The sequence below is a fragment of the Terriglobia bacterium genome (genome assembly GCA_035712365.1).
Taxonomy (GTDB): Bacteria; Acidobacteriota; Terriglobia; order UBA7540; family UBA7540; genus SCRD01.
In genome coordinates this window covers 292,482-316,718 of sequence record DASTAW010000048.1, presented here as the reverse complement: position 1 = coordinate 316,718, position 24,237 = coordinate 292,482, and the positions used below count along the sequence as shown (strand labels likewise).

The 24,237-nt window shown below is 59.5% G+C and carries 19 protein-coding genes; 10 read left to right on the top strand and 9 right to left on the bottom strand.

The genetic code is table 11. The features are described from left to right. Nucleotides 1-48: 48 nt before the first annotated feature. The 3 genes from dprA to VFQ24_15370 form a co-directional block, all read right to left on the bottom strand. On the bottom strand, nucleotides 49-1,182 hold the full coding sequence (gene dprA, locus VFQ24_15380) for a DNA-processing protein DprA (GenBank protein ID HET9179736.1): 1,134 nt from the start codon (nucleotides 1,180-1,182) through the stop codon (nucleotides 49-51). A 238-nt stretch (nucleotides 1,183-1,420) separates the two neighbouring features. After that, nucleotides 1,421-2,296: an alpha/beta hydrolase gene (locus VFQ24_15375; GenBank protein HET9179735.1), complete on the bottom strand. Its 876-nt coding sequence runs from the start codon at nucleotides 2,294-2,296 to the stop codon at nucleotides 1,421-1,423. 179 nt (nucleotides 2,297-2,475) lie between these two features. Then, entirely contained in the window at nucleotides 2,476-3,519 is a 1,044-nt protein-coding gene (locus VFQ24_15370) for a LacI family DNA-binding transcriptional regulator (protein HET9179734.1), read from the bottom strand. A gap of 539 nt (nucleotides 3,520-4,058) precedes the next feature. On the opposite strand from VFQ24_15370, the gene VFQ24_15365 reads away from it, so the two are divergent. The 10 genes from VFQ24_15365 to VFQ24_15320 all read left to right on the top strand — a co-directional run bounded on the left by VFQ24_15365 (nucleotide 4,059) and on the right by VFQ24_15320 (nucleotide 15,331). Further along, nucleotides 4,059-5,066, top strand: coding sequence for a PmoA family protein (locus VFQ24_15365; GenBank protein HET9179733.1), 1,008 nt, complete (start codon nucleotides 4,059-4,061; stop codon nucleotides 5,064-5,066). Between the two features lie 48 nt (nucleotides 5,067-5,114). Continuing rightward, nucleotides 5,115-6,548, top strand: coding sequence for a Gfo/Idh/MocA family oxidoreductase (locus VFQ24_15360; protein HET9179732.1), 1,434 nt, complete (start codon nucleotides 5,115-5,117; stop codon nucleotides 6,546-6,548). Between the two features lie 228 nt (nucleotides 6,549-6,776). After that, nucleotides 6,777-7,682 carry an amidohydrolase family protein gene (locus VFQ24_15355; protein ID HET9179731.1) on the top strand — a complete coding sequence of 302 codons (906 nt, stop codon included), beginning with the start codon at nucleotides 6,777-6,779 and terminating at the stop codon, nucleotides 7,680-7,682. 111 nt (nucleotides 7,683-7,793) lie between these two features. Beyond that, a complete protein-coding gene (locus VFQ24_15350; protein HET9179730.1) occupies nucleotides 7,794-8,573 on the top strand; it encodes a glucosamine-6-phosphate deaminase in 780 nt (259 codons plus the stop codon). Nucleotides 8,574-8,615: 42 nt separating this feature from the next. Further along, nucleotides 8,616-9,893 (top strand): MFS transporter, encoded by a 1,278-nt coding sequence (locus VFQ24_15345; GenBank protein HET9179729.1) that lies wholly within the window; start codon nucleotides 8,616-8,618, stop codon nucleotides 9,891-9,893. A gap of 145 nt (nucleotides 9,894-10,038) precedes the next feature. Then, nucleotides 10,039-11,262 carry an NAD(P)/FAD-dependent oxidoreductase gene (locus VFQ24_15340; GenBank protein ID HET9179728.1) on the top strand — a complete coding sequence of 408 codons (1,224 nt, stop codon included), beginning with the start codon at nucleotides 10,039-10,041 and terminating at the stop codon, nucleotides 11,260-11,262. 252 nt (nucleotides 11,263-11,514) lie between these two features. Further along, complete coding sequence (locus tag VFQ24_15335) at nucleotides 11,515-12,075, top strand: YceI family protein (GenBank protein HET9179727.1); 561 nt, start codon at nucleotides 11,515-11,517, stop codon at nucleotides 12,073-12,075. A 135-nt stretch (nucleotides 12,076-12,210) separates the two neighbouring features. Next, nucleotides 12,211-13,461, top strand: coding sequence for a beta-ketoacyl-[acyl-carrier-protein] synthase family protein (locus VFQ24_15330; GenBank protein HET9179726.1), 1,251 nt, complete (start codon nucleotides 12,211-12,213; stop codon nucleotides 13,459-13,461). Between the two features lie 14 nt (nucleotides 13,462-13,475). Beyond that, nucleotides 13,476-14,159 (top strand): methyltransferase domain-containing protein, encoded by a 684-nt coding sequence (locus VFQ24_15325; protein ID HET9179725.1) that lies wholly within the window; start codon nucleotides 13,476-13,478, stop codon nucleotides 14,157-14,159. Next, nucleotides 14,147-15,331: a hypothetical protein gene (locus tag VFQ24_15320; protein ID HET9179724.1), complete on the top strand. Its 1,185-nt coding sequence runs from the start codon at nucleotides 14,147-14,149 to the stop codon at nucleotides 15,329-15,331. The genes VFQ24_15325 and VFQ24_15320 overlap by 13 nt, the downstream gene beginning before the upstream one ends. A gap of 210 nt (nucleotides 15,332-15,541) precedes the next feature. Here VFQ24_15320 and VFQ24_15315 read toward each other — a convergent pair whose 3' ends face one another. The 6 genes from VFQ24_15315 to VFQ24_15290 form a co-directional block, all read right to left on the bottom strand. Continuing rightward, on the bottom strand, nucleotides 15,542-18,055 hold the full coding sequence (locus VFQ24_15315) for an Rne/Rng family ribonuclease (protein ID HET9179723.1): 2,514 nt from the start codon (nucleotides 18,053-18,055) through the stop codon (nucleotides 15,542-15,544). Nucleotides 18,056-18,336: 281 nt separating this feature from the next. Then, nucleotides 18,337-19,425, bottom strand: coding sequence for a rod shape-determining protein RodA (gene rodA, locus VFQ24_15310; protein HET9179722.1), 1,089 nt, complete (start codon nucleotides 19,423-19,425; stop codon nucleotides 18,337-18,339). Nucleotides 19,426-19,440: 15 nt separating this feature from the next. Beyond that, nucleotides 19,441-21,327, bottom strand: coding sequence for a penicillin-binding protein 2 (mrdA, locus tag VFQ24_15305; GenBank protein HET9179721.1), 1,887 nt, complete (start codon nucleotides 21,325-21,327; stop codon nucleotides 19,441-19,443). Nucleotides 21,328-21,513: 186 nt separating this feature from the next. Then, complete coding sequence (gene mreD, locus VFQ24_15300) at nucleotides 21,514-22,026, bottom strand: rod shape-determining protein MreD (protein HET9179720.1); 513 nt, start codon at nucleotides 22,024-22,026, stop codon at nucleotides 21,514-21,516. Nucleotides 22,027-22,142: 116 nt separating this feature from the next. Continuing rightward, entirely contained in the window at nucleotides 22,143-23,036 is an 894-nt protein-coding gene (gene mreC / locus VFQ24_15295; GenBank protein ID HET9179719.1) for a rod shape-determining protein MreC, read from the bottom strand. Nucleotides 23,037-23,182: 146 nt separating this feature from the next. Further along, complete coding sequence (locus tag VFQ24_15290) at nucleotides 23,183-24,208, bottom strand: rod shape-determining protein (protein HET9179718.1); 1,026 nt, start codon at nucleotides 24,206-24,208, stop codon at nucleotides 23,183-23,185. Nucleotides 24,209-24,237 lie beyond the last annotated feature (29 nt).

Here is a 24,237-nt window from a genome sequence, read left to right as displayed (position 1 = left end):
CGGTCCGCTTCTCCTTAGATGCCCTTTAGTTGAGCTTGTTACATTCCATCATAGCTTACGAATAAAATTTTTGCCCGGTAGCTGGCGGACCAAGCCGTTCATTTCCAGCTCCAGAAGGGCCTGCATGACCTGCGCCTGAGGCAGCCGGACCGAGTCCAGGATTGAATCGACGAAGAGCGACTCATCCACACGCAGCGCCTCGAAGACTTCCTTCTGCTCCTGCGTCAAAGACTCCTCGAAGAGCGCCCCGGATCCTGCATTGTCCCGCCCATCATCCGATGCCTCGTCGGACGGCAGGAGTTGCATGCGGACCTCCGGCGGGAATTCCTCCACAATATCCATCCACTCGCCCACCAGCTTGGCGCCCTGCTTGATAAGGTGATTAGGACCAAAGCTTTGCGCCGACGTGATGTTGCCGGGCACAGCGAATACTTCCCTGTTGTGCTCGGTCGCCAATCGCGCCGTAATCAGGGAGCCGCTGTATTCACTGGCTTCGACCACCATGACTCCCAGTGAGAGTCCACTGATCACGCGGTTACGAATGGGAAAATTTTCGGGAGTCGGCCCCGTGCCCAGCGGAAATTCCGAAATCACGGCCCCGAATTCCAGGATCTTGTCTGCCAATCGCCTGTTTTCTGCCGGATAAATCCCGTCCATGCCTCTGCCCTGGACAGCGATGGTTTTCCCTTTGGCCTCAAGCGCACCGTGGTGAGCAGCAGAATCAATTCCCCGTGCCAGGCCGCTGACGATTGCCAGGTTCCTTTCCGCCAAGTCGCGCGCCAACCGCCGCGCAACCTGCAATCCGTAAGCGGATGGCCGCCGGGAACCGACGATGGCCACACAGTGCCCGGAAAGCGCGCGGACATCGCCCTTCACGTAAAGTACCAGCGGCGGATCGGCGATCTGCCTGAGCAACGAAGGATAAGCCGGACTCTCATAATCGATCAACTGGCAACCGGACTTCAAGGCAGCTTCTATCTCGTTTTCGGCCTCTTTCAGCCCAGCCTGAGAAAAAACCGAATGGCACACGGTCGCGGGAAGACCCGAACCCTCGAGCTCCGTCAGAGAGGCCATATACGCGGCCTTGGGAGAGCCGAAGTGGGCAACCAGCTTGTGGACACCGCGGACCCCCAGACCTTCAATTTGTGAGAGCCCAACCCAATAGACCGTGCCGTTATCCATCAATTCTCCCTGGCGCCCGCGCCGCGCGCTATCCGATGTACAAGCTCCAGTAACGAGTGTGCTAAGCGTTGCACCAACAAACTTGCCGAAGCAACAGGAAAAAGGCAAGTCTTTTTGCACGTGAAGCCGCAGTCGCGCCAGCCGAAAGGGCGAGCACTCAACGTCGTGGTGGCGCAGAAAAGCGGGGAGGAAACTCGCCGCGTAGCGGAACCCGCCGCTCGCTGGAAGCCCGCGAGTATCACTTCAGCAGACCGCGCGTACGGAACCAGTTGGCAAGCAGCGTTGGCCAGATGGAGAGCGCCGCGTGGGTCGGCGCGAGACCCACTCCGTGCGGTCCGGGCTCGAAGATGTGCATTTCCGCCGGAACGTGGTTCTTGCGGAGCGCCAGAAAAAACAAGACGCTGTTCTCGCAGGGAACGCCGGTGTCATCGTTGGTGGAGAACAGAAAGGTGGGCGGAGTTTCGGCAGTCACCTGGAGCTCATTCGAAAGCAGGCGCTGCAGCTTAGGGTCGGGGTGATCGCCGAGCAAGGCGCGCATCGATCCTCGATGGACGTACGGCGTCACAAACGAAATCACGGCATAGGCGAGCACCATAAAATCGGGCCGGCAGCTTACGCGGTCAATCGGATCAGCCGCCTGCGCCTTGCCGCTGTCAAAGTGCGTGCCGACGGTGGAAGCCAGATGCCCGCCGGCGGAAAATCCCCAGATGCCGATGCGGTCCGGCGCGATGCCGTATTCTTCGGCGTGATAGCGGACATACCGCACGGCGCGCTGGCCGTCCCACATCTCAATCGGATGATGATAGCGCGGCCCCAGCCGGTACTTCAGAACAAAAGCGGCAACACCGATGGAATTGAGCCACTCAGCGATATCCGTTCCTTCCTTCTGCATGGCTAACTCGACATAGCCGCCGCCGGGGCACACCACAACGCCCGCCCGTGTCGCCTTGCCCGGATCAGGCAGGAAAATGGTGAGGGTCGGCGTGTCCTCAGGCTGATTGCCCTGAGCGCCGGGCGCGCCGTTGGGCCAAAGCAATACGGTCTGGTGAGTTGCAGCCTGGGAAATGCCGGCGCTGAGAATCGTCAACAGAACCGCAATGGCCGCTCTTCTCAATTCACAACCTCCGCGTCGCGGGTGATCAGCAGTATTCAGGTGCGTCGAGTGCGGAAGCAAGGTGAAACGCCTCGGCGCCGTGCTGCTCCCGCTGACGGGAATCTGGTAAGTTCGCTTAGTTATGGTGCAGCAAGTATTTTATTGCGTCCAGACTGCCGAATGAGATCTTCAGCAATCCTCTAATTCTTTGAGACCGCGTGGACGGCCACAGTCGAAAGGGACGCGCAGGATTCCCGCTTGATAATCTCTGTGGGAATCGTCACCTGCCGGGGCGGGAGGTCCGGATCGGCAATCCGGCTGAGCACCAGCTCTACAAGCTGGCTGCCCAGCAGTTCCGGAAACTCCCTGATGGTTGTGAGCGGCGGGCTCAGCAGCGCGCCGTAGGTATCATTGCAGGCCACCACGCTCAAATCATTGGGGATGTTTTTCCCGGCTTCCCGGGCGGCCCGATAGACGCCTCGCGCTGCAGGATCGGTGCCGGCAAAGATGGCGGTCACCGCCTGACCGCCTCCCAGGATCGACTTGGCTGCGAGGTAGCCCACCTCCTCTTCATCCTGAGAGTAGAACTCGCTCAAGCGAGGCAGCAGCCCGGCGTCTTTCATAGCACGGTTATACCCACTGTAGCAGCGGGCGAACCAGGGAAGCTTGGTGTTGCCTACGAACCAGATATTCCGATGATTCAGGCTCTGCAGATAGCGGGTCAATTCATAGGCGCTCTGCAGGTCGTTCGAGTAAACGACATCATAATCCAGGTGCTCAGTTTCGTTCAGCAGCAGGTTGTTGCCCAGCGCCGCGAAGGGAATTCCTCGATGCCCCAGAGCAATCAGGAGATTCTCCGAATGCGTTCCGCCCAGGATGGCCGCCCGGATGATGTCGCGCCTTCGCAACACCTGGGGGAAACGCAGTTCTTTCCAGGGAACGCTTGGCTGGTAATTGTAGGAAAGGAAAATGGCGTCCCACCCATGCGCCGTGCAGTAGTCCTGAGCGCCGGCCAGCACTCTGGAATGGAACATGTGCAGCATGTGACGATTGCCAAGAACGAAAGCGACGGTCCTCGAGCGCGTTGTGTCCTGGAGATTGATTCCAATTTCAGCCGCCGCTTTCCTCACCCGGTCCTGAAGTTCCTGGCTGACGCGCGCCGAGCCGTTCAGGATGCGCGAAACGGTAGCGACACTTACGCTCGCTCTGGTGGCAAGTTCCTGAACCCTTAATTTTCCTGCCATGGTATTAGTCCTTTCATCCGACTGCATTCGCCGCCGGGGGCGACCAGCACGGCGCGCCCCGGAGTATCGTTATGGAATTATCTGGAAGAAGGTACCAGAAAATTTGTCAATTTGCATGGTTTTTCGTAAACGAGTCCGTATTTGTAGAAACACGATCTCTGGCGTGGCGATGTCTTCCCAGACATATTCTCCACAAACTCAAGGGTTTTTGATCGACGCGCCACTCCGCCAGTCCAATTTTGATACGGTTTTTTCTGAAATTCTACGGAAATTTGCCTTGACCATTACTGGCAAAGCTGGTAAACAAGCGGCTTAGGTTTGCCACTTAGAAAGGCTGATCGCCTTCGGCGTTCAATGTTGTGATCTTGATTGGGTCTCGTGCTATCATCCCGTCGCGGCATGCTAGCTTCTGGCGGGAACGGTTGCACGGGATGGCCCGGAGGAGTCCGGGTTTCCTGCAAGTACCCCCGGCGATGCGCCTGAAGAACATCAGCATGCCGGTAATCTGAAATCCTGGCATACGGAGGTGCAAAACGACGATGATGCAGAGGACCGCAGTCATTCTACTCGCGCTCGCGGGCGCATTGTGCTGTTTTTCCCCATCGGCGATGGCTGCCGCGGAGGCGGTGCAGTTTCAAAGGCAGGGTTCTGAAATCCATGTGACGATTGGCGGGAAGCCTTTCACGACTTATTACTTTAATCCTGATGTCGCCAAGCCGTACTTACAGCCTCTGCGCAGCGCGCAGGGAAACATCATCACTCGCAGCTATCCGATCGGAAACACGATTCCGGCGGCTAACCTCCACGACCGCTCCCTCGAACCTCATCAGCGGCCACTCTATTTTGATCATGGAGACGTCAACGGCATGGATTTCTGGAGTGAGCAAGTCTTTAACAAATTATACGGACGTGAGGGCGAGGGCCATGCTTATGGACGGATGGTGCTCACAAAAATTGACGAAATGCAGGGCGGTCCCGACTCTGGAACGATTCAGGCTGAATTTGACCTGATATCTCCCAACAATCGCGTGATTGCCACGGAGACCCAGACCTTTACTTTCCACGGCGACGGAGACACCCGGACCATTGACTGCCAGTTTGTGGTCCATGCCGGCCGCAACCCCGTGGTGTTTGGAGACACCAAAGAGGGCACGTTCGGCATTCGGCTGGCGCCGGAGCTGAATTCGCCCCCGGCGCGCATGGTCGATTCAAATGGCGCGGAGGGAGAGAAGGGCATCTGGGGGACTCGCGCCAACTGGGTAAACTACGACGGGACGGTGAAGGGTGAAAACCTGGGAATTGCCGTCTTCGACAGCCCGCGAAGCTTCCGCCATCCCACCTACTGGCACGCTCGCGGTTACGGCCTGTTCGCGGCCAACCCGTTCGGGCTCAGCTTTTTCACCCGTGATCCCAAGCAGGACGGCAGTTGGACCGTGCATGAGGGTAAGTCTTTGCTTTTCCGTTACCGCGTCTTTATTCACCACGGCGACTATAAGCAGGCCGACGTAGCAGGCGCCTACCAGAAGTATGCCGCCCAGGAGAAGTGAGCCAGGGGCACGTTTGGTCCTGGGAACGATGACAGGAAAGGGGATGCCATGCCAGAAGAATCCAACAAGCCAGAAGTAAGCCGCCGAGATTTTCTGAAGACCGGCGCGGGTGCCTCGGCAGGATTGGCCGCGCTCTCGAGCGTCAGCTTCTTCACCCGCCCGGAGAAGATCTTTGGCGCGAATGACCGTGTCCGCGTAGCTATCTGCGGCGTCCATGGCCGGGGCTTCGACCACGTTGAGAACTACGCCAAGATCCGCAACGCGGAGATCGCCGCAATCTGCGACATCGATGAGAACGTGGCGGGCCAGCGCGTGGGGGAGATGGAAAAAAAGGGAATACCCCGGCCGAAGATTTACTACGATGTGCGGAAACTGCTTGAGGACAAATCGATCGATGCCATATCCATTGCCACCCCGAACCACTGGCATACGCTGATGGCCATCTGGGGCTGCCAGGCCGGCAAAGACGTTTATGTTGAGAAGCCGTGTTCGCACAATCTCTGGGAAGGGCGGCAACTGGTGCAGGCTGCCAACCGGTACAACCGGATTGTCCAGCACGGCACGCAGTCGCGCTCAAGCAAGACGGCCAGGGAAGCGATCGAACGGGTCCACAACGGCGAGATCGGAGAAATCTATCTGAGCCGCGGCTTGTGCTATAAGTGGCGGGACACGATTGGCCGCGCTCCCGTCGCTCCGGTGCCCGCCGGGGTGCACTATGACCTGTGGACCGGTCCGGCCCCCGAGCACGCCTTCACCCACAACCGATTCCACTATAACTGGCACTGGTTCTGGTATTACGGCAACGGCGATCTGGGCAACCAGGGAATCCACCAGGTGGACGTGGCACGCTGGGGCCTGGGGCTGGGGTTCCCCAACCGGGCAACCGCGCTGGGCGGCCACTTCATGTTTGATGACGACCAGGAGACTCCTAATACGGTGACCTGCGCCTTCGAGTACGACATGCCCGACGGCAAGACCCGCATGCTGGAATTCGAAGTCCGGCATTGGATCACCAACGGCGAGGCGGTGGTGGGGGCAGGCAACCGGTCGGCTGCCTCGGGCGACCAACCCAAGTTGGGTCCGTTGTCCGGAACCCATAACGCGATCGGCAACCTCTTCTACGGCTCGAAAGGCTACATCGCGCTTGCGGATGGCGATGAACCTGAAAACTACAGGACCTGGCTGGGCAAGGAGCAGCGGCCCGGTACGGAGGGCCGGTACGACGACGATGAAGTGGTCCATTTCCAGAATTTTGTCGATTGTGTCGTCAGCCGAAAGAAGGAAGACCTGAACGCGCCCATCGAGGAGGGGCACATGTCCTGTGCGCTGGTACACCTGGCGAACGCCTCCTATCGCCTCAAGCGCACGGTGAACTTTAACCCCGAAACTCAGGAGGTGGTTGGCGATGAGGAGGCCGCAGAACTGGTGCGAGACGGCGGACGCGGCTATCGCGCGCCATTCACGGTTCCGGAAGAGGTGTGAAGGTGGCAAAGACAAGTCTTGTCACTGCCTGATCGAATGGTAAAATGCGGCCAGTCGCGTTTCAACGGTGCCTCATCAATGAAACGCCTGCCAACGGGTGCAGGGAGTATCGCGACCGTTTTTATTCAAATTGATGCTGTCGGCCGGATTTGGTCCTGGCTCGACGATTGCTTTGCGCGGGAACCAGGCCAGCCGTAAACCGAATTGTGACAATTATCAGGAGGGAAGATGAAGAAGATCAGCCTGCTGTTCGCTATAATGACGTGCATTTTTGTTTGCGGCCCGGGTTGGGCGCAGTCCGCTCAGCCCAAAATCATCGACGGGCATCTCCATTATAACGGCGACCCGGCCTTTCTGCAGAAGGTGCTGGCGAAAATGGAGTCGGTGGACGGCATGGCGTTTCTGTTGGTTCCTCCTTCGGATATGGAAACGGCGGTGCCCTTCATCCACGCGCATCCTGACCGCTTTGTGGGCTTTGCCGAAATCGACATGGACAGCCCGCACGCTCTCGAGGACATCGACCTGGCCCATGAAGCCGGATTTCGCGGCATCGGCGAACTGGAATACGTCCTGCACAATTATGACGATCCAGTTTATTTTCCCATTTACAAACGCGCTGAACAGTACCACATGATCGCTCTGTTCCATACCGGCATCGTGAACCGCGAACATCCGAATGTGTCGATGGACGTAAGCATCGCGCGAATGCAGGTCATGCGGTTAGACCTGATCGCCAGAAAGTTTCCGAAGCTCACCGTTGTCGCGGCACATATGGGCAATCCCGATTACGCCTGGGGTGCGGAAATCGCCCGGTGGAACCCCAACTTTTACGTAGACCTTTCCGGATCATCTCTGCTCAAGAAGCAGAACGATTACACCTTCTTTAAATCCATTTTCTGGTGGTCAGGGGTTGTAAGTCCGCACACGCCCAAATCCGAGCACAGCGCTTTTGAAAAGCTGGTGTTCGGTTCCGACGTGTTCGGCGGAGAGCTGGAGGAGTTTGACCGCGAGCTGAAGCGGTATCACGAAATGCTCGACGCCTGCGGGGTGTCGCAGCAGTCCCAGGCCATGATCTTCAGTGGTACCCTGTGGCACATCCTCCAACAACAACAGGAAGCCATGGCCTCGAAATGACGGGTCAATGAGCCCGGGATGCCCGCTTTTATAGTGCCGGTTCTTACGATGCCATGGACTGAGCTTGTCGTGGCGGATGAATCTTACACCTATCAGCAAGGAGCTAATGCAATGAGCACGAGCATCATCAGATCTCTTAAGGTGGAACGCCTGAAAGTGGAGTCATATGAAAGCATCGAGGCAATGGGTAAGGCCGCGGCCGAGTCCGCCGCCGAGAGCCTGCGCTCGCTGGCGGCGCAGAACGAGACCGTCGCTGTGATTTTTGCAACCGGGGCTTCCCAAATGGCAACTCTCGAGGCTTTGACGTCCATTCCAGGTTTGCCCTGGGACAAGGTTATAGGTTTTCATATGGATGAGTATCTCGGAATTCCGGACGATCATCCTGCGTCGTTCCGACGCTATCTGCGCGAACGGCTCACGAGCAAGGTGAAGATGCGTGAGTTTCACGGCGTTGACGGCACCAGCGCCAATCCTGAAGAGACGTGCCGGAAATACGCGGACCTGTTGCGGGAGCTGAAACCGCAATTGTGCCTGCTGGGGATCGGGGAAAACGGACATCTGGCTTTTAACGATCCGGCTGAAGCGAATTTCGAGGACCCGCTAGACATCAAGATCGTTTCCCTCGACGCGGAATGTCGTCAGCAGCAGGTGAACGAAGGCTGGTTTCCAAATCTCGCGGCGGTGCCCACGCGAGCGATCACCCTGACCATTCCCACTCTGCTTCGCGTCCCCCGGCTGATCGCGTCGGTTCCCGGAGAGCGGAAGGCGCACATTGTCCGCCGCACGCTGACCGAAGAGATTTCCACCCGCTGCCCGGCCACCATCATGCGGAAGCATCCCAACACGACCGTATATCTTGACCCTGCCTCGTCTGCCGAGTTACCGCAATGACTGCTCGATGAGGCAAACTGATTTGCTTGAAGTTTGAACCGCATGCTGGACGACAAAGCCAAACCGATTAAGCGCCTGCGATGGTTTATTGTCTGGACGCTTTTCTGCTCGACGGTCATTAATTACATCAACCGGCAGACCCTTTCCGTCCTCGCTCCCGTCATCATGCAGCAGTTCCACATGACCCACGAGGACTACTCCTACGTTGTGTCGGCATTCCAGATTGCTTATGCAGGCATGTGGCTGATCGGCGGCATCATCATTGACATCATCGGCACGCGGCGCGGGCTGACCCTGGCCATGATCTGGTGGTCGATTTCGAGCATGGTGCATTCGATGGCCAGTTCCGTGTTTTCGCTTGCCGTCTTCCGCTTCATGCTGGGAATCGGCGAGGGCTTCAACTGGCCGGGGGCCAGCAAGACCGTGGCGGAGTGGTTTCCTGCTGATGAGCGCGGGCTTGCCGTGGCCATCTTTGACAGCGGCTCGAGCGTTGGCGCCGTTATCGCGCCGCCCTTCGTGGCGTTCATCGCCTATGAATTTGGATGGCGATACTCATTCGTGGCCGCAGGGCTTCTGGGCTTCATCTGGCTCATTCCGTGGCTGTATTTTTATCATCCCTTCAACTCGCATCCCCGGCTGGGCGAAGAGGAGCGAAAAATGATCCAGGAGCGCCGGGGCACGCCAGGCCCCTCGGCGCTGAAGGGCGCCCAACGCTGGTTGAGCCTGTTGAAGGAAAGGAACGTCTGGGGCATCGTCCTGGGGCGCTCATTGACCGATCCAATCTGGTGGTTCTACGTGTTCTGGCTCCCGGCATACCTCAGCGAGGCCCGCGGGTTCAGCCTGCAACAGATTGGCGCGTTTGCCTGGATCCCTTTTCTTGCCGCCGATATTGGAAACTTCACCGGAGGGTTTGCGACCGGATTTTTCATCAAGCGCGGAATGCCCGTGATTCGCTCGCGCAAGCTGGTGTGCATTTTGAGTTCAGTGCCCATTCTTGCCGGCATCCCTGCCGCCACCGCTCACAGCGCGATGTCCGCTCTGTTGCTGATCAGCCTTGCCACGTGGGGATACGCGAGCTGGTCCACCATGGGGCTGACATTTCCTTCCGACCTCTTTCCGCAGGATGTGGTTGCTTCTGTCACCGGACTCAGCGGGCTGGGCGCGGGACTGGTGAGCACCGCTTTTACGCTTCTGATTGGATATATTGTTGACAAGTTTTCTTACTTTCCCGCTTTCGTAGCCGCCGGTACCGTTCCACTGCTGGCGACTGCCATCGTCCTTATTCTCATCCGGGCTCCCGAAAGCAGCGAAAAAGCGTGAAGCGCCACGTGAGTTGAAGCCCGGACTCCCGCAGACGGATGAAAATGCCACTGAACTTTATTGTGAGACCGCGGGTGCTTTCGGGGCAGGCTTGCCGTGACACTTCCCTTTGCGTGTTTCTGTGCGGACATGACGGTTAGTGGCGATGAATAATGGTGCAGATGTCATCGTGGTTGGAGCGGGGCCAGCCGGTTCCACCGCAGCCAGATTGCTCGCAGATCGCGGCTATTCCACACTCCTCGTTGACCGGTCGAATTTTCCCCGTCACAAGACCTGCGCAAGCTGGATCAACCGCCTGGCCTTTGAACGGTTCACCTATCTACAGAGTTCGCTTTCAGAGCTGGTCGAGAACCCGTTCTATGGCGTGGCATTTTATGATCGCGCGATTGAGAGGCAGGCCCGGTACGTGGAAGGCCGTCCGTCCGGCTATCTGTCCTTGAGGTCCAAATTCGACGACGGACTGCGCCGGATCGCGATGGAGGCGGGTGCGCAGTTCATGGGCGGCTCGGCCGTTGCTGACCTGGTGGAGGAGCGGGACTGTGTCCGCGTGCGGCTTGAGGGCGGCAGGGAAGTTACAGGGCGTGTCCTTATCGGCGCCGATGGCGCGTCCAGCCGGGTTGCCGTCAAGGCGGGTCTGCACAAAGGATGGTCGCCGGGCGATTACGTGTTGTGCGCCAACACCGACGTTCCATTCCCACCCGAGCGCATCAGAGCATTTTACGGCGAGAGGTTTCCCTTCAAGGTGTTCCTGGAGTTCAGGGACATTCAAGGCTACGGCTGGGTCTTCCCCAAGCGCCGGCACGTCTGCATCGGCATTGGCGCTCTTTTGAAGGACGGCCGCTCGATTCAGCCGCTTTTTCGCGAGTTTGTCCGCGCGCTTCGTGAGAAGAAACAGGTCCCAGACGATCTGCCAGAGGAAAAGATTTATTTCGATCTCGATCCTGTGGGAGGCGTTTACCGCCTTCCCGCCCTGGCGCGCGGTCGCGTGATGCTGATTGGCGATGCGGCTGGCTTTGTTTCCGGCTCGACGGGAGAAGGAATATATCCGGCCATGGTGAGCGCAGAGGTCGCCGTTGATGTCGTCCACCAGGCGCTGAAGGGACCTTCGCCTGCAGCCGTGCTTGAAACTTACAATACGAAATGGCGCCGGAAATTGGGCGACTATGTTAAGAGGCTACCGGGAGGCGATCGGGAAAGTCAGACCCGAGGCCGTATTGAAATGATTTTCAAATTCCCACTCGTCCCGCGAATTGCTGGCAGGGCGTTCCTGTACGGGGAAAACCCCTCGGTTGTAACCCTCCTGCGCTCGTTCCAGCTCTCGGGCAGTAGTCGGGGCCGACACCCTGTTTTTCCGGGTTCTTCCTGTTGATTTGGGTCCCCCTTGCCTCTAAGATTGAGGCGGCGTTTGGCCTGCGGGTGCGGGTGATGTCGTGCGCAGTTCCTGAGGAGTGAGCGACAGCGATTGGATAATCAAATTTCCCCTGGTTCCCGCGGCAGGCGACTGCGAACCGCCGGAATTGATCTTCAAAACAGGTTTTGCGCGTGTTCGACAATTGCTCCTGCCAGACGGGCGCTCCTGTTGTTCTTTCTTACTCTGGCGTCGTTTCCCGCCGCACCGAGGATGCTGCCAGCTCAGGGCCCGGGGTGCTACCGGGTCGATGCGAAAGAAAGCCGGATTGAAATTCACCTCTTCAGAGGCGGGCTGCTGGGCGGATTGGGAGGCAATCACCTGATCACTCTGGATCATTTTTCAGGCAAAGCAAATTTTTCGCCGGCCGATGGCTGGGCAGCCGAACTGCTGGGTGAGTCGGCGTCTCTCGCGGTGATTGACCCGTGGGCAGGCGCTGCCGATCGCAAGGAGGTGCAAGAGACAATGCTCGGGCCCACCCAGCTTGACGTGAAAAACTTTCCTGTGATCAAGCTCCGCTCGGTCTCGTTTAGTCCGACGGAGCAGGACGCCGCCTGGCGCATGACGGCCGCCGTCGAGCTTCACGGCGTCACCCGCAGGGAGCAATTTTCGCTGGATTGTCAACAAATTGGCGATAAATTGCAAATTCGGGGAAAAACGACGTTCAAACTGACCAATTTCAACATCCAACCCTTTAGCACCGCATTCGGAACGGTTAAGATAAAAAATGATTTTGAGGTCACCTACAACATTGTCCTCGACCGCATCCGCTGAGCGCGCGATTTCCTCTCGCGCACCGTTGTGTCGCTTTGGGTACCTCAGGATTATTTTCCCCGGCCGTCGTTCTTATTTTATAAACAGCCGAAAACCAGATGAGAAGGTAATCTGTTGCATCGTCAGGAGGGCCAATTGAGCCGCCGTGTTGTGGTGACAGGCATCGGCGTGGTAAGCCCCAACGGGCTCGGTCGCGAGGCCTTCTGGCAGGCATGCTGCCAGGGCAGGAGCGGCGTTCGCCGCATCCAGCGTTTCGATCCGTCGATGCTCACTGTTCAGATCGCGGGTGAAGTTGTAGGTTTTGAACCAACTCGCTACATCAGTGAAAAGGACACGACGAATGTCAGCCGCGTGGTGCCCCTGGCGATTGCGGCCACGCATGAGGCCGTCTCGGACGCCGGGCTCGACCCGTCCAAAATGGCGGTGGAAGACCGGCGCCGCGTCGCCGTACTCTTGGGCTCAGGCGGCGGCGGCCAGGAATTTGTCGAGCATCAATTTGCACTCTACTACTCCGGGCAGGCGCGTCAATGCAGCGTTTATACGATCCCCTCCGCGACCATCGGAACGCTTGCCAGTGAGATCTCAATGCACTTCGGCTTTCGCGGTTTCAGCCACCTCATCTCGACCGGCTGCACCTCATCGACCGACGCAATCGGTTACGCCGCGCAGAACATCCGATGCGGAATGGCGGACGTGGTGGTGTGCGGCGGGGCCGACGCTCCTCTGGCGCCCTTAATCATGAAAGGCTTCTCTCTGATGCGCATCCTCACTTCTTCATGGAACAGTCAGCCGGAACGTGGCTCGCGGCCGTTTTCGGCCGACCGTGACGGTTTTGTGCTGGGCGAGGGCGCCTGGATGTTTGTTCTTGAAGCTGACGAGCACGCCCAGGCACGGGGCGCGCGCAGCTATGGTGAAATTTCAGGTTACGGTTCCACCTGCGAAGCTTTCCACCGTGTGCGCCTCGAAGAAAACGGCGAAGAGCCGGCGCGCGCCATGCGCCTGGCAATGGAGCAGGCGAGGATCGGCCCGGACCAGGTGGATTACGTGAACCTTCACGGCACGTCCACGGTGCTCAATGACCGCATCGAGACCCGGGCGCTCAAGCTGGCCCTTGGCGATCGCGCCTATCGCGTGCCCGCTTCGGCGCTGAAGTCCATGATTGGACACCCCCAGGGAGCTTCCGGCGCGGCGGGACTCGCCGCAACCTTGCTGGCCATGCGCGACGGGCGTGCCGCTCCCACCCTCAACGTCGATGTGCCCGACCCGGAGTGCGACCTGGATTACGTGCCGCACCAGTCGCGTCAGATTGAAATTGAACACGCCCTCTGCAACTGCATCGCGTTCGGGTCAAAAAATTCCGCGCTGGTGGTTTCGCGGGCCGCGTAGAGAAGGATGGCTCCGTGCTTCGCGCTCCCTCACAGGAATGGCTTGACGATGACCTCGGCACACCCGAGGAAATCCGGCAGAGCTTTGACGACCTGTGGCGAATCAACCGCTGGCTGGGAGGCGTATCCGGCTGTCTGCATCTGCTGGACCGCTATTTCGCGCGCAGCGGTTCCCGGCACGCGCGCATCCTCGACGTGGGCGCGGGCGATTCGCGGCTTGCGGCGCATCTCGAATCCGAGCTGGCGCGGTCCAACCGGAGCGCCCGGTTTGTGGCGCTCGACCGCCGCCTTAGCCATCTGCGCAACCGGAACGGTCCCTCCGGCAAGTTGTCACAGATCGTCGCTGACGTTTTCCAGCTTCCTTTCGCAGGCGGGTCTTTTGATGTGGTCATCTGCAATCTTTTTCTGCACCACTTTTCCGGCGATGAAGCCGTTCGGTTACTGCGCACTCTTGCCGGCATCGCCTCTCGAGCCGTGCTGATCAACGACCTCGAGCGAAATCTTCTACCCTATATTTTCATCCGTCTCGCCTGGCCCTTTGCGCGCAGCCGCATCACACGCCATGACGGCGCGGCCAGCGTGCGCCAGGCATACACGAAGGTCGAGTTGGCAGCTCTGGCCGCGCGCGCCGGCTTCACCGATTTTGAAGTCGAGCGGCTTCCTGCCTACCGGCTGGGACTTTTACTATGGAAAAATTGACGCCGCCTTCAGGCATTCTCGATCTGGCGATCATCGGCGGAGGCCCCGCCGGAACCATCTCGGCGCTGGAAGCCCGCCACCATGGCCTGCGGGCCGCCCTGTGGGAGCGGGACCGTTTTCCGCGCGACAAAGTTTGCGGCGAGTTCATTTCTTCCGAAGCCCGTCCCATTCTGGAAAACTATATTCCCTCAGCCATCACCGATGGCGCTGAAATTCACGGCGCCCAATTCATCACCCACCGCGGCGTGTCGCGGACTTTCGGCTTGCCACGGCCTGCAATGGGGCTGTCGCGCCGCCGCCTTGACCACGAGCTCTGGAAGGCGGCGGAAGCGGCTGGCGTCGAGGCGTATGAAGGCGAAGCCGTGTGCAGGGTGCGCGCGCCAGAGTGCGGGAGCAACGGGGCCGGCCTTTGGGAAATTGAAACTGCCGCCGGGTGTAGACGAAAGGCAAGATCGTTGATTGTCGCCTGCGGGCGCTGGTGGGCAATCGAGGGTTTGTGCTCGCCTGCGGGCCGGCCTGGGCTTCCAGGCCGCGGCGATTGGATTGGAGCCAAGGCGCATTTTGCCGGCATTGCACGCCGCGACAAGGTTGAAATGTATCTGTTCCGCGGGGGTTATTGCGGGCTGGCTCCGGTGGAAGATGGGGCCTGTAACGTCTGCTGCCTGGTGCATCGCCGGCACGCCCGGCAAGCGGGCCTGAAGGTGCAGGAGGATTTCGCCGCGTGGTTGGCGCAGGTGTCCCATTTACCTGCCCTTGAAACCCGGTTGCGCGGCGCGGCGCAGGTTTCTCCCGTGGTAACAACGGCCCCGGTACGCCTGGCCCGGCGCCAGGCCGCGCAGGACGGGGCGTTGATGGTGGGCGATGCGTCGGGCTTTCTCGATCCTTTCACCGGCGAGGGGATTTCAATGGCCTTGCACAGTGGCAGACTGGCCGCGCAGGCGGTCGCAGGCACGCTGATCGAAGGATTCGATGCTCAAGCAGCGGCCGAGAATTACACCCGGAGCCTGTCGGAGGCCGTGCGGCGAAGTTACTGGATTGCAGGCCTGGCCCGCGGACTGATTCACTGCCCCGACTGGGCGCACGGCCTGGTGACTGCGCCGCTTCCCTGGCTTGGGCGGCGTCTGGTTCGCGAGACGCGCTGGCGCGGAAATGCGGAAGCAGAACTCAGCTAAGTAGCTGCAGTGAGATAAACGGCGGATGCGAAAAATCACATCCGTTGGCCAACGTCATCCTGAGCGAAGCGAAGGATCTGCTGCATCGAAGGGTACTGCCCGGAAAAAACAGATTCCTCTCCCGCTTTGCGGGATCGGAATGACGCGTCGTGCTTTCAGAGATGAGAAGCAGACCGTCTCATAAAAGCAGGCGCCCTTCAGGCATCCTGATTAGAAGATCTCAAATCGTTCCTGATGAATGGCCGGGTCGCTCTTGATCACCAGGTTCTTGTGGGTAAGAGCTTCGATTTCCCGGATGAAGGTTCCATCCTTCGATTTCAGTTCCTTGGCAACCTCGGGGTTCACCCGCAGCGTCATCGTCTTTCCCTCGATTTCATCGGCCATCTTGCGCGCTTCAGCCATGATTTCGTTGGTGACGGTGCTGACGGACTTCACCCAGCCTGATCCGTTACAGTAGGCGCAGGGATCGCATAGAGTGCGTTCCAGCGATTGCTTCACGCGCTTGCGCGTCACCGCGACCAGGCCAAAATCATTAAAGGAGAGCACCTTGGTCGGAGCGCGGTCGCGGCGCATTGCTTCTTCGAGCGCCTGCACCACCTTGTTGCGGTTGCGGCGTTCATCCATATCAATGAAATCGATCACGATAATCCCGCCCAGGTCGCGCACGCGGATCTGCCGCACGATTTCGTTGACCGCGTCAATGTTGGTCTTGACGATGGTGTCCTCGAGCCGGTTGGTCTTGCCGACGTACTTGCCGGTGTTGACGTCAATGGCTACCAGCGCCTCGGTCTGGTTGATGACGATATAGCCACCGGATTTCAGCCATACTTTCGGCTTGAGCGCCTTGGCAACTTCATCTTCGATTCCGTGTTCTTCAAAGAGCGAGGTCAGCCGGGTGTGGAGTTTGGCGCATCCCACCAGCGAGGGCTGCAGCCGGTTTATAAATTCCACCACGCGCTCGTAGTCGGCCTCGTTATCCAGCCAGATGGATTTGAAGTCCGGAGTCACAAGGTCGCGCATCAGCCGCTGCGCCAGGTCGAGGTCGCGGTAGAGCAGCGCCGGGGCCTTCACCTGCTCGGCGCGCGTGCGGACATCGTTCCAGAGGTTCGTCAGGAACCTGAGATCGGCCTTGATTTCTTCGTCCGAGCGGCCTTCTCCGGCCGTGCGAACGATGAACCCGCCGGTCAGCGCACCCTTGTGCTCCATCACGATGTTTCGCAGCCGCAGCCGCTCCTGCTCGGAGGCGATTTTGCGCGAAACCCCGATGTGGGTGATGGTCGGCATGTAGACGACGTAGCGCCCCGGCAAGGCCACATGCGAGGTGATGCGGGCGCCCTTGGTTCCCAGCGGCTCCTTGGCGATCTGGACAATGATTTCCTGGCCTTCTTTGAGGAGTTCGGAAATCAGCAGCCCCTGCTGGCCGCCTGGCCGCGCCGACTCGCGCTCGCGGCCGACGTTGCGGCGGGAATTCCTGCCCGTGCGGCGGCGTCCACGGCGTCCTCTGCGTGGCGCAAAATGCGGTCGTCCATGAGGTTCGCGCAGCGTAAAAGAGCGCTCGGATGGCTCGCCGGCCCCTTCAGGAGTCCCGGCGGCCTGTTCCTCTGCCTGGGAGCCATCGTCGGCGCCGGAATCCTCGTCCCCGGTCAGGGACGCTTCCAGCCTGGAATCCTCGTATGGTTTGGACCACACGGCTTCTTCGGTATCTGAATCCTCTGGCTCGGTTTCGGCCGCGAACTCATGGGCGCGCTCCGACTCTTCCGGAGCATCCTCGTCCTGCGCGCGAGCTGCGGAGGAAAAATCGGGGACAGGGTCGTCGAAATCAGTAGCGCCAGGCTCCGGCCCTTCTTGATCGAATTCAGCGCCGATTTCGCCCGCCACTTCCGCGCGATATTCTTCCGCTTCCGAATCGTCGCCCAGCCCTGCGTCGTGAGCATGCGCATCGAAGTCTGCCGTTGTCCGGCCCGTTACGATTGCTGGACCCGGTTCCTCGAACGTTGGATTCGCAGCGCCTCTGGCGGAGGCCGTCGCCTCGGCGGAAGGATGTCTATGCTTGGCCAGTGACTCACCAGGTAGAATTTCGAAATCATCGGTTTGAGCGGGCGGCTGGGGACTAGGAACTTCCGCCTGCGGCTCAGCGTGGCGTTCGGGGCGACGGTCGCCAAAGCCTCCGCGTCCGCGACGTCCGCGGCGCCTGCGGCCCCGATGAGAGCGGCGATGAAAATCCCTGCCCTCGCCGGAGGGTTCCGTGGGAGGGCCGGAGTGGCGCGCCGTGGCCGAATCTGTGGTGGACGGCTGGGTGGCTGACGCGACGGCAGGTTTTTCCTTCACCTCCGCCGGCTCCACTGCCTCGCGACCCGCTGCGGTGGGTCGCCCGGCCTCGGGCTTCTCCGGGCCGGCTGGGGCCGCTGTTTCGGCGAGAGGCTTTGGGGGTTCTACCTCAAGGGTGGCACCCCGCGTTTGCGATTCATCCAGGACGCCTTCAAACTCATCCTGGTCCTGGAGCGAGAAATCGGAAACGTACAGGAAGGCGTCCCGTTCGAGCCCGATATCGACGAAAGCCGATTGCATTCCGGGCAGCACGCGGTTGACACGGCCCTTGTAAATGCCCCCCACCAGACCCACGTCGGTGTCCCGCTCAAAATAAATTTCAACCAGTTGACCGTCTTCGCACACGGCCACCTTCGTCTCGTGTGGAGACGATGAAATAAACATCTCCTTGTTCATGGAAACTCCTTTATACCGGGCAATCGGGAAGGATCAATCCGCAAATGCGGAGATCAACTTCGATTGTCCCGGGTCCGGCCGCACACGCCCTTTCTTTCGCTACGCACGTCCGGCCAGTCTTGGGAAACCTCCCGGAGGTCCCCGACCAGACCGTGCGGGCCTCGGGTGAGCGTGCCCGAACCATCACTAAAAAATATCCGGCTGCTTTGAGCCGTCCCAAAACATCTGGGTCCGAAAACTTAATCCAAAAGCTGCTGCCACTTTTCGCGTTCAATCTTCAGCTAATTCACAAACCGTTGCTTCTTGACGCTCATAACGAGCCCGAGCCCCAGAAAAATAAAGAGCATCGAAGACCCGCCCTCGCTCATGAGCGGTAACGGGATGCCGGTGATTGGAAACAGGCCAATCATCATCCCCACGTTTACAGCAACCTGAAAAAACAGGACCGAAGCGAAACCGATCAGGAGGAAGCTTCCCGCCTGGTCAGCCGCCGTCCTTGCGCCTTCAAGCAAACGCAAGAGCAGAATAGCATAAAGCACAAAAACGGCCAGCGTGCCAATAAAGCCCCGTTCTTCAGAAAACGCGGCAAAAATGGCATCTGCGTGGGAAACCGGAATGAACCCCAGTTGGCTTTGGGTGCCGTTCCCAAGTCCCCGGCCCCACAAACCACCCGAGCCGATTGCTATCTTGGTTTGGGTTACCTGGTAACTGGAGCCTTGGGTGTTCTGCTTGGGATGCACAAAAGCTTCCAGCCGCTCACGCTGGTAAGGGCGTAACACAAACCAGCCGGCGGGCAATGCCAATATCCCTATCAGTCCCAAAACCATCACTTGCCGGCGCCGGATGCCTGCCATGAATGCCCCTGCTGCCACAATCGGCAGAAAGGTCAACGCGGTCCCAAGATCCGGCTCCAGCGCAACCAGGATTCCCGGCACACCGGCCAGGAGCCCCAGCCTGGCTAATTCTCCCCAGGTGAAGGCCCGGTTTCGCCTCCTGGTGAACGCTGCGGCCACCGCTAATATTATAACCAACTTGGCGAGTTCTGACACCTGTAAAGTAAACCCGCCCACCTGTATCCACCGATGGGTTCCGGCCAGGCGCGGCCCCAGCAGCAGAACGGCGCCCAGGGTGAGCACGGCGAGAAAATAAATCCAGGGAATATGGGCCAGAACCAGATGGTAATCCAACTGGCTCACGATCACGGTCAGGGCGCAGCCCAGCAGGAGCCAGTAAATCTGCTTCTGAAACTGGCCGGCCAGCGGCGTCAGTGTGGTAGTGCTGTAAATTTCAAGGAGCCCAATGCCGGCAATCAGCAGCACCAGCCCGAACAGGACCCAGTCAAAATCATGAAAATTGAACGAATTTCGCATGAACTGCCGCCAACCTCAGGGCTGCCGGGGCGCGGCCCCCGGCTTCGCTTTGCCGGTCACCTGGCTCACTAACTGGTCTGGATTCGGCGCCTGGCCTTTCTCATGGTAATACGCCCTGATGACATCCCCGGCTATGGGCGCCGCCACCGAGGAGTGTTCACCCTGCATCACCAGGACAGCCACCACAATGCCGGGGTCCGGCGAGGGCGAATAGCCCACAAACCAGGCGTTGTTCCTGTATTCCGCGTTGTGGGAGGCCGCCTCCAGGCTGGTGCTGACCACCTGGGCGGTCCCCGTCTTTCCGGCGACGTTCAGCCCCTGGCACCGGGCGCTTGCTCCGGTTCCTCCGGGTTCATTCACGACGCCCCACATCGCGCTGGTCACGGCCTGCACCGTACTCTCATGAAGCGGAAAGCGCACGGTGGAATTCGCCGGTGGATCGACGCCCAGATTTTCAAGCTCCCGGCCAAATGCCAGATGAGGCCGCGCAAAGTCGCCGCCCGATGCGATGCCCCCAATCACGTACGCAATCTGCAAGGGCGTAGCCTGCACGGCCCCCTGTCCGATGGCAACGGACATGGTGACGCCCGGCCACCAGGGGTGGTGAAAAACCTTTCGGACCCAGGCCGGCGACGGGATCAGTCCGGCATCCTCGTCCGGAAGATCAATGCCTGTCCGATGGCCCAGACCCAGGCGTTCGGCAAAGTAGTCGATCTTGTCGATGCCCAGCATCTTGCCCAGCGTATAAAAGTAGACATCGCAGGAAACCACAATCCCTCGATGGAGATCGACGGTCCCGTGGCCTCCGTGGAGCGTCCACCACGTCCAGTCGTGATACGTGTGTCCGTATATGGTCACTTTGCCGTCGCAGAGGACCTTGAAGTCCGGCGTGATGGTCCCGGTCTCGAGCGCCGCAGTCCCTGTAATGATTTTGAAGATCGACCCCGGCGCAAGCTGCGCCTGGATCGCCTTGTTCATCAGCGGATGCATCGGGTCACTGGTGAGCTGCTTCCAGGTCGCCACGGGGATGTGGTGCGTGAAGTCATTGGGATCAAAGGTAGGATGGCTGACCATGGCCAGCACTTCTCCGGTGCGCGGATCCAGCGCCACCACGGCGCCCGGCCTGTCTCCCAGCGCGGCTTCGGCGGTGAGTTGCACGTCCAGATCCAACGTCAAACGCAGATCGTGGCCCGGCAGTGCGTTTACCGTTCCAAGCGTTCCAACTTCCTGGCCGCGGCTGTTGACCACCACGCGCTTCATCCCGTCGCGCCCGCGCAGGATGGAATTGTATTCCCTCTCGATGCCGAATTTTCCGATCAGGTCGCCGGCGCGGTAATTTGCTCCGGGCCGCGCCAGGTCAGCCTGAGATACTTCCCCGACGTAGCCCAACACCGCCGAGGCGACGCTATGCTTGGGATAAAAACGCTGCTGTGATTGGATGACGTCGACTTCAGGCAGCTCGGACCGGTGCGCGTCAATGAAGGCAACGTCCTTCAAGGTGGCCGCCTGCTTCAGCACGATGGGCTGGTAACGGGGCAGCTTCACGGAGCGCTTCACCATGTCCTCGACATCGCCAGGATCAAGGTCCAGTGCCCGGGAGAGCTTCTCAAGATGGGCATCGCGGAGTTGCGAAGCGTTTTCGCGATTTAGCAGGATGGTAAACGACGGGAAGTTGTCCACCAGGACGCGCCCCTGCCGGTCAAGGATGCGGCCCCGTGGAGCAATGATGGGAAGCTCGCGAATCCGGTTGTGCTCGGCCTGTTCCAGCATTTGCACGTGCTGCCCGACCTGCAGGCGCCAGTAACCCACCAGCAGACCGATAAAGGCCGCCGCGACGAAATATTCGAGGAAGGTAATCTTCCAGGAGGGAAACCGCTCGTCCTCGGGGAATCGAACCTGCATTACCAGAAACTTCCGTCAGGCGTCCTTCAGAGACAACAGGGCCGCCACTCCTCTCGCGTCCGGATTTCATCCCGATGACCGGCGCGGCAAGGAGCAATACAGAATTTCCCCTCCCAACCAGCCCACACGATAACACACCAGCCTGAGCAAAATAAAGCAATTGTCCCCGCTTCGCGAGCTGTAATTTCAGGCCCTCTTTCTGAGGCGGTCGAACAGGGGAAACAGAGCCAGGCCGAGGGCGACGTTAACCAGCGTGCTGGTCAAAATGTGGAGAGGCTCAAAGGGGGCTGGCAAGCCCAGCAGTTGGCGGGTCAGCAGATAAACAAAGCTGTTGTGGACGGCAACGAGTGCGCCAATTAGAAATCCCCGCACCAGAAGGTTATCGAATTCGAGCTTCAGCCCCGCCGTTGCGGCCAGATAGCCCACCAGGGCCTTGGCCATACCCATCTGGCCCAGGTAACCGTGCGAGAGCGCGTCTTCCAGCAGTCCCACGATGGTGCCAAAGGCCGTGCCAAACACCTGGTTCTCCCGGATCATCGAGAAATAAATGGTGACGAGCAGGGGAAGCTGAAACAGCCGGGCGACCGGCAGGGCGGGCGGCAGCGTGACTTCCAGCAGGAGGCTGGCGAAAACAATCAGTGACAGGACTACAGGGTGGGCCCGGAAAGCCTCTTTCGGTCGATGGCGGTAGAGCTCCATTTCATCCACCCGCGGTGCATTGGCCCGTTATGCGCAACGGGATTCAGGAAACAAACGGCCCGGCCGCCGCTAAGAATGCGATTGGGCTGGCAAGGCAGACGTTCCCGGCCCCGTCCTTATCGACGCCCGTGTTGCGCCACTTCTTCTTCCTGCGCCGTGGCTGGCTTGAAAAGGACCAGAACGTTCTCGAGCCGGTTGAGGGAAGCTGCCGGCTTCACGGTAATCTGCCGGTAAATGTTGCCCTCTTCCGAGCGGACGACGTGTCCCACCAGCAGGCCCTTGGGATAAACCTGGTCCAGGCCGGAGGTGATGACGGCCTCGCCGGCAGGCACTTTCTGGTCGTCCATCACGTAATGAAGTTCGCACTGGTTCCGGCTGCCGCCCTTCAAAACCCCCTGGATGCGGCTTTCCTCCAACATGCAGCCGACGCCGCTCATGCTGTCCGTGATCAGCAGGATCTGCGCCGTATGGGCATAAGCGGTGACAACCTTGCCCACTACGCCTTCCGGCGTAATGACGGGCATATCAGCTTCAATGCCCGCATCCTTGCCCCGGTCAATGGTGATCGTGTTGGAACTGTCTTGCGGACTTGCGGCAATCACCTGCGCAGCGACGGTCTTGTAAGGCGATTGTTCCTTGAATTGCAGCAGGGCTTTCAGCCGGTCTACCTCAGAAGCTCGTTCTGAGAGCTGCTGAATCCGCGACCGGGCAACCACCAGTTCTGAACCCAGTTGCTTGTTGGCCTGCTTGTAAGCCCACAGGTCGTGAACGGATGCCCAGGCTTCCACCGTGCCTCCGATGGCGCCGTGCAAGCCGCGCTCAAAAGGACCGAAAGATTCCGCGGCCCAGACGTTGATGAGCTTTACGTTCTGGTTTCGCGTGACCTGAATCGAGAGCAGCAGAAGCTGGGCGAGCAGAACTCCCAGCAGCACAAAAAAGGACGCGTGCCTTACTACAACGTCCGGCAGCCAGGCGCTCTTGTCGAATTGTGCAAAGGCAGTTCGTTTCAATGCAGCCGCTTCAATCCGGGCCCTGGCAGATCACTGAAGAGTGCTTACAGGTCGCGCCTTTCGTCGTCTATCGCTCCGTTCCTTTCTCGGCGCCGGCCATTCCTTCCAGGCGCCGGGGTCTCTGGTCCGGCAGCCCGGAGGACCTTCTATTCTATAGCAACCCGCCGCAGCAGGTTAAAATCAGTTAACATTCGTCCCGTTCCCAGAACCACGGATGCCAGCGGGTCCTCGGCAATCGAAACGGGCAGGCCGGTTTCCTCGCGGATGCGCTTGTCAAGATTTTTCAGCAGAGCGCCTCCGCCGGTGATCACGATGCCGCGGTCTGAAATGTCCGCGGAGAGTTCCGGCGGCGTTCGCTCCAGCGCCACGCGGATGGCGTTGACGATGGTGGCGACGCATTCCGAGAGCGCGTCGCGGATTTCTGAATCGTCGATGGTGATGGTTTTGGGAACGCCTTCCAGCAGATGCCGCCCCTTGATCTCCATGGTCTGGGGCTTTTCCAGCGGATAGGCGGAGCCGATTTCCATCTTGATCCCCTCGGCCGTACGCTCGCCCACCAGCAGGTTGTAACGGCGCTTCAAATAGGCGGTGATGGCCTCGTCCATTTCGTTTCCGGCAACCCGCACCGACCGGCTGTACACAATGCCCGAAAGCGAAATCACCGCGATGTCGGTGGTGCCTCCGCCGACGTCCACGATCATGCTGCCGGAAGGTTCGGTGATGGGCAGGCCGGAACCGATGGCGGCCATCATGCCCTGTTCCACCAGATAGACTTCGCTGGCCTTGGCCCGGAACGCCGAGTCCTGCACGGCGCGTTTTTCCACCTGGGTGATTTCCGAGGGCACGCCGATCACGATGCGCGGATGGACAAAAACTTTGCGGTTGTGCGCCTTCTGGATGAAATGATTCAGCATCTTCTCGGTTACTTTGAAGTCTGCAATCACGCCGTCTTTCAGGGGGCGGATGGCCACAATGTTGCCGGGCGTGCGCCCCAGCATCTCCTTGGCATCGCGGCCCACAGCCTCGATGTCGCCGTTGACCTTGTTGATGGCGACAATCGAGGGCTCGTTGACGATCACGCCCTTCCCTTTCGCAAAAACCAGGGTGTTGGCCGTGCCGAGATCAATGGCCAGGTCTGAAGAAAAAACGCTGAAGAGAGAACGAAAACTCATTCTTTTAACGGGTCCCTTTCTGGAAACGA

Bases quoted from the DNA above. Each gene is read 5' to 3' on its own strand.
- dprA (HET9179736.1), bottom strand. From the start codon at position 1,182: ATGGATAACGGCACGGTCTATTGGGTTGGGCTCTCACAAATTGAAGGT.
- VFQ24_15370 (HET9179734.1), bottom strand. From the start codon at position 3,519: ATGGCAGGAAAATTAAGGGTTCAGGAACTTGCCACCAGAGCGAGCGTA.
- VFQ24_15365 (HET9179733.1), top strand. From the start codon at position 4,059: ATGATGCAGAGGACCGCAGTCATTCTACTCGCGCTCGCGGGCGCATTG.
- VFQ24_15360 (HET9179732.1), top strand. From the start codon at position 5,115: ATGCCAGAAGAATCCAACAAGCCAGAAGTAAGCCGCCGAGATTTTCTG.
- VFQ24_15355 (HET9179731.1), top strand. From the start codon at position 6,777: ATGAAGAAGATCAGCCTGCTGTTCGCTATAATGACGTGCATTTTTGTT.
- VFQ24_15350 (HET9179730.1), top strand. From the start codon at position 7,794: ATGAGCACGAGCATCATCAGATCTCTTAAGGTGGAACGCCTGAAAGTG.
- VFQ24_15345 (HET9179729.1), top strand. From the start codon at position 8,616: ATGCTGGACGACAAAGCCAAACCGATTAAGCGCCTGCGATGGTTTATT.
- VFQ24_15340 (HET9179728.1), top strand. From the start codon at position 10,039: ATGAATAATGGTGCAGATGTCATCGTGGTTGGAGCGGGGCCAGCCGGT.
- VFQ24_15335 (HET9179727.1), top strand. From the start codon at position 11,515: ATGCTGCCAGCTCAGGGCCCGGGGTGCTACCGGGTCGATGCGAAAGAA.
- VFQ24_15320 (HET9179724.1), top strand. From the start codon at position 14,147: ATGGAAAAATTGACGCCGCCTTCAGGCATTCTCGATCTGGCGATCATC.
- VFQ24_15315 (HET9179723.1), bottom strand. From the start codon at position 18,055: ATGAACAAGGAGATGTTTATTTCATCGTCTCCACACGAGACGAAGGTG.
- rodA (HET9179722.1), bottom strand. From the start codon at position 19,425: ATGCGAAATTCGTTCAATTTTCATGATTTTGACTGGGTCCTGTTCGGG.
- mrdA (HET9179721.1), bottom strand. From the start codon at position 21,327: ATGCAGGTTCGATTCCCCGAGGACGAGCGGTTTCCCTCCTGGAAGATT.
- mreD (HET9179720.1), bottom strand. From the start codon at position 22,026: ATGGAGCTCTACCGCCATCGACCGAAAGAGGCTTTCCGGGCCCACCCT.
- VFQ24_15290 (HET9179718.1), bottom strand. From the start codon at position 24,208: ATGAGTTTTCGTTCTCTCTTCAGCGTTTTTTCTTCAGACCTGGCCATT.